This is a genomic window from Oceanicola sp. 22II-s10i (assembly GCF_002210105.1).
Lineage (GTDB): Bacteria > Pseudomonadota > Alphaproteobacteria > Rhodobacterales > Rhodobacteraceae > Pseudooceanicola.
The window spans coordinates 19,600-31,440 of record NZ_AQQU01000004.1; the positions used below are offsets into that span (position 1 = coordinate 19,600).

The 11,841-nt window shown below is 67.6% G+C and carries 12 protein-coding genes; 5 read left to right on the forward strand and 7 right to left on the reverse strand.

Annotated elements, in window-relative coordinates:
* Positions 1–71 precede the first annotated feature (71 nt).
* The 4 genes from hmgA (at position 72) to ATO6_RS11860 (ending at position 4,347) form a co-directional block, all read left to right on the forward strand.
* Positions 72–1,433 (forward strand): homogentisate 1,2-dioxygenase, encoded by a 1,362-nt coding sequence (gene hmgA, locus ATO6_RS11845; RefSeq protein WP_088624230.1) that lies wholly within the window; start codon positions 72–74, stop codon positions 1,431–1,433.
* Between the two features lie 89 nt (positions 1,434–1,522).
* The gene (locus ATO6_RS11850) at positions 1,523–2,473 is read left to right on the forward strand and encodes an MBL fold metallo-hydrolase (protein ID WP_088624530.1); all 951 of its coding nucleotides are present in this window, start codon (positions 1,523–1,525) and stop codon (positions 2,471–2,473) included.
* 49 nt (positions 2,474–2,522) lie between these two features.
* Positions 2,523–4,151 (forward strand): FAD-dependent oxidoreductase, encoded by a 1,629-nt coding sequence (locus ATO6_RS11855; protein ID WP_088624231.1) that lies wholly within the window; start codon positions 2,523–2,525, stop codon positions 4,149–4,151.
* Between the two features lie 4 nt (positions 4,152–4,155).
* Entirely contained in the window at positions 4,156–4,347 is a 192-nt protein-coding gene (locus ATO6_RS11860; protein ID WP_088624232.1) for a DUF2783 domain-containing protein, read from the forward strand.
* Positions 4,348–4,350: 3 nt separating this feature from the next.
* Here ATO6_RS11860 and ATO6_RS11865 read toward each other — a convergent pair whose 3' ends face one another.
* Genes ATO6_RS11865 through ATO6_RS11895 form a run of 7 tightly spaced genes read right to left on the reverse strand, consistent with a single transcriptional unit; the run spans position 4,351 to position 10,779 of the window.
* Positions 4,351–4,692, reverse strand: a complete 342-nt coding sequence (locus tag ATO6_RS11865; RefSeq protein ID WP_088624233.1) for a cupin domain-containing protein — start codon at positions 4,690–4,692, stop codon at positions 4,351–4,353.
* Positions 4,685–5,356: a cysteine hydrolase family protein gene (locus tag ATO6_RS11870; RefSeq protein ID WP_088624234.1), complete on the reverse strand. Its 672-nt coding sequence runs from the start codon at positions 5,354–5,356 to the stop codon at positions 4,685–4,687. Before ATO6_RS11870 ends, ATO6_RS11865 begins: the two co-directional genes overlap by 8 nt.
* Entirely contained in the window at positions 5,353–6,888 is a 1,536-nt protein-coding gene (locus ATO6_RS11875; RefSeq protein WP_254919133.1) for an ABC transporter ATP-binding protein, read from the reverse strand. The genes ATO6_RS11870 and ATO6_RS11875 overlap by 4 nt, the downstream gene beginning before the upstream one ends.
* A gap of 26 nt (positions 6,889–6,914) precedes the next feature.
* A complete protein-coding gene (locus ATO6_RS11880) occupies positions 6,915–7,619 on the reverse strand; it encodes a cysteine hydrolase family protein (protein WP_088624236.1) in 705 nt (234 codons plus the stop codon).
* Between the two features lie 13 nt (positions 7,620–7,632).
* On the reverse strand, positions 7,633–8,556 hold the full coding sequence (locus tag ATO6_RS11885) for an ABC transporter permease (protein WP_088624237.1): 924 nt from the start codon (positions 8,554–8,556) through the stop codon (positions 7,633–7,635).
* On the reverse strand, positions 8,553–9,662 hold the full coding sequence (locus ATO6_RS11890; protein ID WP_088624238.1) for an ABC transporter permease: 1,110 nt from the start codon (positions 9,660–9,662) through the stop codon (positions 8,553–8,555). Before ATO6_RS11890 ends, ATO6_RS11885 begins: the two co-directional genes overlap by 4 nt.
* A gap of 1 nt (position 9,663) precedes the next feature.
* The gene (locus ATO6_RS11895; RefSeq protein ID WP_088624239.1) at positions 9,664–10,779 is read right to left on the reverse strand and encodes a BMP family ABC transporter substrate-binding protein; all 1,116 of its coding nucleotides are present in this window, start codon (positions 10,777–10,779) and stop codon (positions 9,664–9,666) included.
* A gap of 126 nt (positions 10,780–10,905) precedes the next feature.
* On the opposite strand from ATO6_RS11895, the gene ATO6_RS11900 reads away from it, so the two are divergent.
* On the forward strand, positions 10,906–11,838 hold the full coding sequence (locus ATO6_RS11900; protein ID WP_088624240.1) for a LysR substrate-binding domain-containing protein: 933 nt from the start codon (positions 10,906–10,908) through the stop codon (positions 11,836–11,838).
* The last annotated feature ends 3 nt before the right edge of the window (positions 11,839–11,841 follow it).

The window sequence follows — 11,841 nt, forward strand, 5'->3', positions numbered from 1 at the left end:
CGTTTTATCGGACCTGTCGAAAGGACCGATTCCCGGTGCGCCGGGGTCCGGCGACACGGGGAGGATCCGAGATGACCAAGCATGAGCTGCCCAAGGGCATGATCCGCGCGACCGACACGACCGGCACGCACGAGGGCTATATGCCCGGCTTCGGCAACGATTTCGAAACCGAGGCCCTGCCGGGCGCGCTGCCGCAGGGCATGAACTCGCCCCAGAAATGCAATTACGGTCTCTACGGCGAACAGCTGTCGGGCACCGCCTTTACCGCCCCGAGCCATCAGAACGAACGGACGTGGTGCTATCGCATCCGGCCCTCGGTCAAGCACTCCTCGCGCTATCGCAAGATCGCGCTGCCCTACTGGAAGACCGCGCCGCACGTGGACCCCGACGTGATCTCGCTGGGCCAGTATCGCTGGGACCCGGTGCCGCATTCCGAGGATCGCCTGACCTGGCTGACCGGCATGCGCACCATGACGACGGCGGGGGACGTGAACACGCAGGTCGGGATGGCCTCGCACATCTACCTCGTCACGGATTCGATGGTGGACGAATACTTCTACTCCGCCGACAGCGAACTGCTGGTCGTCCCGCAGGAGGGCCGGTTGCGGTTCTGCACCGAACTCGGCGTGATCGACCTGGAACCGCAGGAGATCGTGATCCTGCCGCGCGGGCTGGTGTATCGCGTGGAGGTGCTCGAGGGCCCCTGCCGCGGCTTTGTCTGCGAGAACTACGGCCAGAAGTTCGCCCTGCCGGGGCGCGGGCCCATCGGGGCCAACTGCATGGCGAACCGCCGCGACTTCAAGACGCCCGTCGCCGCCTACGAGGACCGCGAGACGCCGTCGCGGATGACGATCAAGTGGTGCGGCCAGTTCCACGAATGCGAGATCGGCCATTCGCCGCTGGACGTGGTCGCATGGCACGGCAACTACTGCCCGGTAAAATACGATCTCAAGACCTACTGCCCGGTCGGCGCGATCCTGTTCGACCATCCCGACCCGTCGATCTTCACCGTCCTGACCGCGCCTTCGGGGGTCGAGGGGACGGCCAACATCGACTTCGTCCTGTTCCGCGAACGCTGGATGGTGGCCGAGGACACGTTCCGCCCGCCGTGGTACCACAAGAACGTCATGTCCGAACTGATGGGCAACATCTATGGCCAGTACGACGCCAAGCCGCAGGGCTTTGTTCCCGGCGGGATGAGCCTGCACAACATGATGCTGCCGCACGGGCCCGACCGCGAGGCCTTCGAGGGCGCGTCGAATGCGGAGCTGAAGCCACACAAGCTGGACAACACGATGTCCTTCATGTTCGAGACCCGCTTTCCGCAGCACCTGACGGCCTTTGCCGCCACCGAGGCGCCGCTGCAGGACAACTATATCGACTGCTGGGACAGCCTCGAGAAGAAGTTCGACGGCACGCCGGGCCGGAAATGAGGGACCGGGGGCCAGCCCCCGGACCCCCGGCATATTTATGGCAAGATGAAGCAGGGGACGCAGGGCCCCGGACACACATGGAGGCAAGGATGGCCAAGGCATTCGCATCGCAGGGCGACCTGACCGAAAAGACGATCAGCTTTACCGAGGTGGGCGACGGCCTCTGGGCCTTCACCGCCGAGGGCGACCCGAACACCGGTGTCATCATCGGCGACGAGAGCGTGATGATCGTCGAGGCGCAGGCGACGCCCCGGCTGGCGCGCATGGTGATCGAGAAGGTCCGCAGCGTGACCGACAAGCCGATCAGCCACCTTGTCCTGACCCACTACCACGCGGTCCGCGTTTTGGGCGCAAGTGCCTACGGCGCGAGGGAAATCATCATGTCCGACACCGCGCGCGCGCAGGTGGCCGAGCGCGGGCAGGAGGACTGGGACAGCGAATTCGGACGCTTCCCCCGGCTGTTCCAGGGGCACGAGGAAATCCCCGGCCTGACATGGCCGACGACGACCTTTTCCGATGCGATGACCGTCTATCTCGGCAACCGCCGCGTCGACATCATGCATGTCGGCCGGGCACACACCGCGGGCGACGCGGTGATCTGGGTGCCGGATCAGGAGGTGCTGTTTACGGGCGACATCGTGGAATACCACTCCGCTTGCTATTGCGGCGACGGGCATTTCACCGACTGGCCGGACACCCTCGACAACGTCGCCAGCTTCGAGCCGCAGGCGATCGCGCCGGGGCGGGGGGATGCGCTGGTCGGGCAGGCGATGGTCGAGGCGGCCATCGAGAACACCAAGGATTTCGTGCGCTCCACCTATCGCCCGGTGGAGAAGGTCGTCGCGCGGGGCGGCACGCTGAAAGAGGCGTGGGACGCCGTGCGTGCCGAATGCGACCCCAAGTTCGCCGACTACGCGATCTATGAACACTGCCTGCCGTTCAACGTCGCCCGCGCCTATGACGAGGCGCGCGGGATCGACACGCCGCGCATCTGGACCGCCGAGCGGGACCAGCAGATGTGGGCGGCGCTGCAGGGCTGAGGAGGGCGGCGGGGCTGACCCCCGCCCCAAGCGGACGGGGGAGGAGACCATGCCGCTAGACGACCGTTACCAGCTGGCCTTCCGGCTGTATCCTTATGAACGCTCGGCGGATCAGGACGCCGCCGCGCCGGTCCGTCATCCGGTCGTCGTCATGGGCGGCGGTCCTATCGGGGTGGCGACGGCACTCGATCTGGGGCTGCAGGGGATCCCCGTCGTGCTGCTGGACGATCACGAGGGCATCGGGCAGGGGTCGCGGGCGATCTGTTTCTCCAAGCGGTCGCTGGAGATCGCGGACCGCTACGGCTGCGCCGGGCCGATGCTGGACAAGGGCGTGGTCTGGAACCTCGGCAAGGTGTTTCACGAAGACCGGAAGGTTTATGAATTCAATCTCCTGCTCGAGGAAGGCCACCGGTTCCCCGCCTTCATCAACCTGCAGCAGCCCTATTTCGAGAAGTTCCTCGTCGAACGCGTCCGCGCCGCGCAGGCCGCCGGCGCGCCGATCCAGCTACGCGGCAAGAACCGGGTGCAGGGCGTCGACATCAAGGCCGATCACGTCGCGCTGACCGTCGACACGCCCGAGGGGACCTACACGATCGAGGCCGACTGGCTGATCGGCTGCGACGGCGCGGGCAGCCCGCTGCGCGGGATGATGGGGCTGGAATTCGAGGGGCGCGTGTTTCAGGACAGCTTCCTGATCGCCGACATCAGGATGCTGTCCGAAAGCTTCCCGACCGAGCGGTGGTTCTGGTTCGAACCCAGTCACAAGGCCGGGGCCTCGACCCTGTTGCACCGGCAGCCGGATGACGTGTGGCGGGTGGATTTCCAGATCGGGTGGGACGTCGACCGCAAGGAGGAGCTGAAGGAAGAGAACGTCCGGCGCCGCCTAAACGCCTTTCTCGGCGGGCAGGTCGAATACGAGATCGTCTGGACCTCGATCTACACCTTCCAGTGCCGCCGCATGAAGCGCTTCCGCCACGGGCGGGTGATCTTCGCGGGGGACAGCGCGCATCAGGTCAGCCCCTTCGGCGCGCGGGGCGCGAACTCGGGCATGCAGGATGTCGACAACCTCGGGTGGAAGCTGGGGATGGTGATCCGGGGCGAGGCGCCTGACGGGCTGCTGGACAGCTATGACGAGGAGCGGCGGCACGGGGCGGACGAGAACATCCTGAACTCGACGCGGGCGACGGATTTCATCACGCCCAAGTCCAAGATCAGCCATATCTTCCGCAACGCCGTGCTGTCGCTGGCCGAGCATCACGCCTTTGCCCGGCCGCTGGTGAATTCGGGGCGCCTGTCGGTGCCCTGCACCTATGACGGGCTGTCGCTGACCGGCGCGGATGACCTGCCGGACGGCCCGGCGCGGTCGCGGCCGGGCAGCCCCTGCCCGGATGCGCCGCTCGGGAACGGGTTCCTGCTGAACGCGCTCGGGGGCGGCTTCGTTCTGCTGACCGTGGATGCCGAGGCGCCGGAGCGCCTGGACGTGGAAGCCGTTGCCGTCCGGCGTGTTTCGGTTTCAGCCGCGGACGATCCGACCGGGGCGCTGGCCGCGCGCTATCTGGGCGGGGCCGTGTCTGCCGTCTACCTGATCCGCCCCGACCAGCATGTCGTCGCGCGCTGGCCTGCCTATGACGCGGATGCTGTCCGCGCTGCGGTCAACCTCACCTGCGGCAGGGGGTAGAGCCATGGCGCAGCTTGTCACGACACCGAACATCGACGCCCCGGACGAATTCTATGCCGACCTGATCCGGTCGCATGACGGTCTGAGCGATGACGAAAGCGCCGCGTTCAACGCGCGGCTGATCCTGCTGCTGGCAAACCATATCGGCGACCGCGCGATACTGGCCGAAGCGCTGCGCGCCGCCGCAGACACGTAGCGTTCAGGCAGATTCGAGGAAGACCACGGGTTCGGTCCACTGGATCAGGACGACGCAGCCCTCGTCCGACCAGACCGAATGCTGGGTGCCCGGCGGGTTCAGCACGAAGCTGCCAGTCGGATAGTGCCCGTTCTCGTCGGTCTGGCTGCCTTCGAGGACCAGCACGGTCTCCAGCCCCGGATGCCGGTGCAGCGGCGCGCGGGCGCCGGCCGCGTAACGCAACAGGGCGACACGCGGCGCGCCGTCCTGCAGGACGCAGATCTCGATGCCACCGTGAAAGGGCGCGAAGGGCTTGTCGGCCCATCCCCCCTGCAGCAGATCGCTGTGCACCGAGGGATCAGGCATCGACGGGGGCGAGGGCTGACAGGATGGCGTCGACCGGCGCGGTCCACCCCACGATGGCCCCCTGCGCGCGGATCATGGCCAGCGCGGCGGCCTTGAACTCGGGGAAGTAGCTTTCGGTCGCATCCTCGGCCAGCAGGCACTCGAACCCGCGGTCATTCGCTTCGCGCATGGTGGTCTGGACGCAGACCTCCGTCGTGACGCCCGCGAAGATCAGGGTTTTTGTCCCCAGCCCGGCCAGATGCGGGCCGAGGTCGGTGGCGTAGAACGCGCCCTTGCCGGGCTTGTCGATCACCTTTTCATCCGGCAGCGCGGCAAGGTCCGGCACGATCTCGGCCCCCGGTTCGCCCGCGATCAGGACCCGTCCCATCGGTCCGGGATCCCCGATGCGGAGGCTGGGCGCGCCGCGCAGTCGCTTGGCCGGGGGACAGTCGGACAGATCCGGCAGGTGACATTCGCGGGTGTGGATGACCGGGATCCCGGCCGCGCGGCACCCGGCGATCAGCCGCGCGGTGGCGGGCACGATGGCCTGCAACAGCGCCACGTTGTTGCCGAGCGAGGCGCCGAAGCCGCCCGGTTCGATGAAGTCGCGCTGCATGTCGATCACGATCAGCGCGGTCGTCGCAGGGTCGAGGTCCAGAGGAAAGGGCTGTGCGTCGATCTTCATGCGTGGCCCCCCATGTGATGACCGATGGTCGGGATGTCGGCCTCGGCCGCCGTGCATTCATAGACCAGGCTGCCTTCGGACATCACCAGCACCCGGTCGGCCAGTTCGAGGATCTCGTCCAGATCCTCGCTCATCAGCAGCACCGCCGCGCCCTGGTTGCGGGCGGTCATAATGCGGCGGCGGATCTCGGCGACGGCGGTGAAGTCGAGGCCGAAGCAGGGGTTGGAGATCACCAGCAGATCGACCTCGCCCTCAAGCTCGCGCGCCAGCACCGCGCGCTGGACGTTGCCGCCGGACAGCGACGCGATCGGGCTTTCGATCGACGCGGTCTTGACCTTGTACTCCGCCACCAGCCGCTCGGCCCGGCGCTTCATCTCGCCGGGCGCCAGCCAGAAGCGGGGCTTGTCGCGGCCGGTCTCGAAGCTGCGGAAGCCGATGTTCTCGGCAACCGTCATCCGCGGGGCGCAGGCGTTGTGCAGCGGTTCCTCGGGCAGGTAGCGGACCTTGAGCCCGCGTTCCTCGGCCCGCGTCGCGTGGTAGGGCGCGCCGTGGACGGTCATGCGCCCCGCCGCCAGCGGACGTTGGCCGGTGAGGATCTCCATCAGTTCCATCTGGCCGTTGCCCGAGATCCCGGCGATGCCCACGATCTCGCCCGCCCGGACGGACAGCGCGTCGATGGCGATGTCCTTGAGGCCCGAGCGGTCGCGCGCGCGGACGTTTTCCAGCGCCAGAACCGCCGCGCCCTCGGTCGCTTCGCGCGGGGCGGGGTCCACGGGCTTGGCGTCGCCCATCATCATCGCGGCCATGTCCTGATGGCTGAGGTCGCGGACCAGTCCGCCGCCCACGTATTTGCCGCGCCGGAGGACCGAGACCTCGTCGGCAAAGGCCGTCACTTCGCGGAACTTGTGGCTGATCATCAGCACCGACAGCTCGCCCGCCTCGCAGAGCTTGCGCACGTGGCCCAGCACCTCGTCCGCCTCGTCCGGTGTCAGGACCGAGGTCGGCTCGTCGAGGATCAGGAAGCGGCGGCCGAGGTAGAGCTGTTTCAGGATCTCCAGCTTCTGCTTTTCGCCCGCCGCCAGCCGGTGCACCGGTTCGGTCAGCGGCACGCGGAACGGCATGGCGTTCATGAAGGCCGTCAGGTCCTTCATCTCGGCATCCCAGTCGATTACGGCGGGCACGTCCGCGCGGCTGATGACGAGGTTCTCGGCCGCCGTCAGGGCCGGGACCAGCGTGAAATGCTGGTAGACCATGCCAAGCCCCTTGGCATGGGCGTCGCGCGGATCGGTCACGCCGCCGTCGAAGCCGTCGATCAGCAGGTTGCCCGAAGTCGCGTGGTAGAAGCCCATGATGCACTTCACCAGCGTCGACTTGCCCGCGCCGTTCTCGCCCAGAAGCGCGTGGAACGAGCCGGGCCTGACCTCGATCGACACGTTGTCCAGCGCGGTGAAGCTGCCGAACCGCATTGTCATGCCGACCGTCTCGATCCCGACGGCGGTCTTGGCGCCGTCAGGCTTGGCGTACACCGCCACGGGGATATCCGGTTCGGCCGACATCCTCACGGCAGCACCGCCAGCAGATCGGTCGATTTGGCCGTCGCGCCGAAGACGCCGCCCTGCATGTGGATCATCTGGATCGCCGCCTCGTGGTTGCGCGGGTCCGTCGCGGCGCAGCAGTCGGTCAGCATCACGCATTCGAAGCCGCGGTCGTTCGCCTCGCGCATGGTGGTGTGGACGCAGACGTCGGTGGTGATCCCGGTCAGGACGATGTTGTCGATCCCCTTCAGCCGCAGGATCATTTCCAGATCGGTCGCGCAGAAGGATCCCTTGCCGGGTTTGTCGATGATGACCTCGCCCGGGAGCGGGGCGAGGTCATCAATGATCTCCCACCCTGGCTCTCCGCGGGTGAGGATCTTGCCGCAAGGGCCGGGGTCACCGATCCCGGCGCCGATCTGGCGTGACCGCCACCGCTTGTTGGCGGGCAGATCGGCGAGGTCCGGACGGTGTCCCTCGCGGGTATGGATGACCATGTAGCCCTTCTCGCGGAACGCCTTGAGCAGGGCCTTGATGGGTTCGATGGGCGCGCGGGTCAGGCTGATGTCGTAGCCCATGCTGTCGACATAGCCGCCGGGGCCGCAGAAATCGGTCTGCATGTCGATGATGATCAGCGCCGTGTTCTCGGGCCGCAGGTCGCCGTTCCACGGCCAGGCATAGGGGGCCGAGGCGATGGTGGTTCCGGTCGGGCTGTCGGTCATGACGTTCATGAAGGGGCTCCGGTCATTTCGTGATGGACAATTCGCGCGGCGCGCCAGTCAGGGCGCCGGACTTGGAGGAGGAGGCGATCAGCACCACCAGCGTCAGGACGAAGGGCGCGGCGTAGAACAGGTAATAGCCGCTGGTCACGCCGACCGATTGCAGCGCGGGTCCGAGCGCGCCCGCCGCGCCGAACAGCAGCGCCGCGAAGAAGCAGTTCACCGGCGACCAGCGGGCGAAGATCACCAGCGCCACGGCAATCAGGCCCTGACCCGAGGAAATGCCTTCGTTCCAAGAGCCGGGGTAGAACAGCGACAGGTAGGCCCCGCCGATGCCCGCCAGCGCCCCGCCGAATGCGGTGGCGAGGATGCGCACCCGAGCGGGCCGGATGCCGAGCGCGCGCGCCGCGTCCGAACTGTCGCCGACGACGCGCAGCGTCAGGCCGACGCGGGTCCGGCGCAGCATCCATGCCAGCGCCAGCGCCAAGGCCGCGCCGATCAGGAACAGCACGTTCACCCGCAGCGCCGCCTGCACCTGCGGCAGGTCCGACCACCAGCCGAGGTTGATCGACGGCAGGTCCGGTGCGACCGGCTGGATGAACGGCTTGCCGAAGAAGAAGGCGAGCCCGGTTCCGAGCAGCATCAGCGCGATGCCGATGGCGATGTCGTTGACCTTGGGCAGCGAACAGAGCAGCCCGTGGACAAGGCCGAAGACCGACCCGGCCACCGCCGCCGCCAGCACGCCGATCCATGCCGATCCGGTCATGAAGGCCAGCGCGTAGCCCGCCATCGCGCCGAAGACCAGCGTGCCTTCGAGTCCGAGGTTGATGCGGCCCGAGCGTTCGGTGATGACCTCGCCCAGCGACACGAAGAGGAAGGGAGTGGAGACGCGGATCGCGCCGCCCAGCATGGCGATCGGCACCGCCCAGAGACCGATTTCGCCACTCATGCGCGGCCTCCTTTCGACAGCCAGCCGACAAGATCGATGCGACCGGTGAAGGTTTCGGATGCGAGGATCGCGACAAAGACGAAGCCCTGCAGCACCAGCATGGTCGCGTCGGGCAGGTCCATCCGTCGCTGGACGAGGCCCGAGGATGCCTCGAACCCCGCCAGCAGCAAGGCGACGGGGATGATCGCCAAGGGATTGTGACGCGCAAGAAAGGCGACGAGGATGCCGGTGTAGCCGTAGCCCGAGGCCAGCGATGCGTTGGCCGATCCGTGCACCGCGCTGACCTCGAAATACCCGGCCAGCCCCGCGAAGGCGCCGCCGAGCGCGGTGAAGCCGATCACCAGTTTGCCGACCGGCAGCCCCTGCACCTGCGCGGCGCGGACGTTGCCGCCCGCGATCCGGGCCGAGAAGCCGAGCGTCGTGCGCTCGATCAGGACCCAGGCGAAGATGCAGCCGAGGATGCCCAGCACCAGACCCCAGTGCACGTTCCATCCGGGCAGGTCGCCGACCTTCAGCGTCTCGGCCAGCGGCGCGGTCGACGGCTTGTTGAGCGAGGCCGGGTCGCGCAGGGGGCCTTCGACAAGGTGGTTCATCAGGGCGATGGCGATGTAGGCCATCAGCAGCGAGGCGATGGTTTCGTTCACCCCGCGCCACTGCCGCAGCGCGCCGACCGCGCCGATCCACAGGCCGCCGACGACGGCGGCCATGATCGCCAGCAGCGGCATCGCGATGAGGGCGGGCCAGCCCGCCAGCGCGGCGGCGAGGCCGCCGGTCATCACGCCGCCCAGCACGATCGCGCCTTCGCCGCCGATCACCACGAGGCCGAGCCGCGCGGGGATGGCGACGCAGAGCGCGGCGAACAGCAGCGGGGCGGCGCGGGACAGGGTGTTGGTCCAGGAAAAGGCGGTGCCGAAGCCCGCCTTGTAGACGAGGGCGTAGAAATCGACCGGGCTCTTGCCGAGGAACAGCAGGAAGACCGCGAAGGCGAGGAAGCCGGTCAGCAGGGCCGCGACCGGCAGGACAAAGCCCTCGACACGGCCCGCCAGCGGCAGCAGCCACGCGCGGGCCGGTCGCCCCGGCCCGGTGATATCCGCCCCGATCGCCATCTTACGAGGTCGACCCGATGACGCCTTCGACGAGGTAGTTCATCGATTCCAGCGCCACGTCGGTTTCCTCGAACGCCTCGCCTTCCTTGGCGATCACGTTGCCCGCGTTGTCCTTCATCGGACCCGAGATAACGGCATAGCCGCCCGCCATGATCTTGGCGTTGGTGTCCTCGAACTGCTTGCGCGCGGCGTCCGACACGGCGGGGCCGAGCGGGGACATCTTGATGAAGCCCTCGGCGAGGCCGCCGCGGACGAAGTTGTCGATCGGCTCGCCCGCCATCGTCTTCTTGACCATGTCGGTGTAGACGGTCGCCCAGTTCCACTCGGCGCCGGTCAGGTATTTCTCGGGCGCGAGTTCCGACTGGTTGGCGTGGTAGCCGCAGATGAAGCAGTCGCGCGAGGCGGCGGTTTCCATCACCACCTTGGGGCCGTCGACGTGGCAGGTGATGACGTCCGCGCCCGCATCGGCCAGCGCGTTGGTGGCTTCGGCCTCCTTCACGGCCATCGACCATTCGCCGGTAAAGATCACCTGGCAGGTGATGGTCGGATCGACCGACCGCGCGCCCAGCAGGAACGAGTTGATGTTCAGCAGCACCTGCGGGATCGGCTTGGCCGCGACGAAGCCGATCTTCTTGGTCTTGGTCGCGTGACCGGCGGCGATGCCGTTCAGGTACTGGCCCATCCCGATGTAGCCGAAATAGGACCCGGTGTTGGTCGGCATCCCTTCGGACCACAGCCCGCCGCAGTGCTCGAACCGCACGTCGGGATTGGCCGGGGCGACCTTGAGGATATGGGGGTCGAAATAACCGAACGAGGTCGGGAACAGCAGGGTGGCGCCGTCGAAGTTGATCATCGACTCCATCGTCTGCTGGACGTCCTGCGTCTCGGCGACGTTCTCTTCCTCGATGACCGTCACGCCTTCCATCGCCTTCACAACGGCGGCGGCCTCGGCATGGGCCTGGTTGTAACCGTAGTCGTCACGCGGGCCGACGTAGATGAAGCCGACGGTCAGGCTGCCGGACGCACGCGCGGGCATCGCGAGCCCGCCGAGCGCGGCGGCGCCCGCCATCCCGGCGGTGGTGGACAGGAAACGGCGGCGTGTCAGGAATTCGGCCATGTCGGCTCCCCTATCTGTGGATGCTTCCGGCGATTCTGCAGCCGGTTGCAGCCACGATATGCTGGGCAGCGCTGCTGTCTGCTGCTAAGTTCGGTGCGTAGTGGTGCAGATTTTGCAGCGGTCGTCATGAAGCATCTGGAAACGCTCGACTTCATCGAAGCCATCAACCGGGCCGGGTCGATCCGGGGGGCGGCGGATACCTTGTCGCTGACCTCGACGGCGCTGAACCGGCGGCTTCTGGCGCTGGAGGAGGAACTGGGCGCGCCGATCTTCGAACGGCTCCCGCGCGGTGTCCGGCTGTCGCCGGCGGGCGAACTGCTGATCCAGCACATCCGCAGCCAGCGCGCGGATCTGGAGCGGGTGCGTTCCCAGATCGCGGACCTCAAGGGCGAACGGCGCGGCCATGTCAGCGTCGCCTGTTCGCAGGCCCTGCTGCCCTATTTCATGCCGCGCGAGATCAACGCCTACCGCGCCGAGCATCCGCGCGTGACGTTCGAGGTGAACCTGCGCGACCGCTACCGCGCCGAACGGGCGCTGGTGGCGCACCAGGCCGACATCGCGCTGGTGTTCGAACCGGTGCGGCTGGCGGATGTTCAGGTGCTGGCGACGGTGCCGCAGCAGGTCCATGCGGTGATGGCGCGCAACCATCCGCTGGCGGCGAAGCCGGTGCTGCGGCTGTCGGACGTGGCGGGCTATCCGATCGGCCTGCCGAGCGAGGAATTCGGCGTGCGCTACCTGCTGGATATCGCGATGCGGCGGTCGTCGATCCAGCTGACGCCGGACATCGTGTCGGACAGCTTCGAGTTCCTGCGCTGCTATCCGGGACCCGAGATGATGGTGACGCTGCAGATCCCGATCGGCCTGCCGCCCGACGACGGCCGTGACCCGATCGTGTCGCGGCCCATCGACCGGCGCGACGTGCCCGCCGGGCTGCTCTACCTCGCCCAGATGCGGGGCAGGACCTTGCCGGTCGCAGCCGCGAACTTCGCGCGTCAGCTGACCCGGTCGCTGGAACGGACGGCGGCAGGGGACGGGGCAGAGGGGCCTCGCGCCTCCTGACGT

Bases quoted from the DNA above. Each gene is read 5' to 3' on its own strand.
- hmgA (WP_088624230.1), top strand. From the start codon at position 72: ATGACCAAGCATGAGCTGCCCAAGGGCATGATCCGCGCGACCGACACG.
- ATO6_RS11850 (WP_088624530.1), top strand. From the start codon at position 1,523: ATGGCCAAGGCATTCGCATCGCAGGGCGACCTGACCGAAAAGACGATC.
- ATO6_RS11855 (WP_088624231.1), top strand. From the start codon at position 2,523: ATGCCGCTAGACGACCGTTACCAGCTGGCCTTCCGGCTGTATCCTTAT.
- ATO6_RS11860 (WP_088624232.1), top strand. From the start codon at position 4,156: ATGGCGCAGCTTGTCACGACACCGAACATCGACGCCCCGGACGAATTC.
- ATO6_RS11865 (WP_088624233.1), bottom strand. From the start codon at position 4,692: ATGCCTGATCCCTCGGTGCACAGCGATCTGCTGCAGGGGGGATGGGCC.
- ATO6_RS11870 (WP_088624234.1), bottom strand. From the start codon at position 5,356: ATGAAGATCGACGCACAGCCCTTTCCTCTGGACCTCGACCCTGCGACG.
- ATO6_RS11880 (WP_088624236.1), bottom strand. From the start codon at position 7,619: ATGAACGTCATGACCGACAGCCCGACCGGAACCACCATCGCCTCGGCC.
- ATO6_RS11885 (WP_088624237.1), bottom strand. From the start codon at position 8,556: ATGAGTGGCGAAATCGGTCTCTGGGCGGTGCCGATCGCCATGCTGGGC.
- ATO6_RS11890 (WP_088624238.1), bottom strand. From the start codon at position 9,662: ATGGCGATCGGGGCGGATATCACCGGGCCGGGGCGACCGGCCCGCGCG.
- ATO6_RS11895 (WP_088624239.1), bottom strand. From the start codon at position 10,779: ATGGCCGAATTCCTGACACGCCGCCGTTTCCTGTCCACCACCGCCGGG.
- ATO6_RS11900 (WP_088624240.1), top strand. From the start codon at position 10,906: ATGAAGCATCTGGAAACGCTCGACTTCATCGAAGCCATCAACCGGGCC.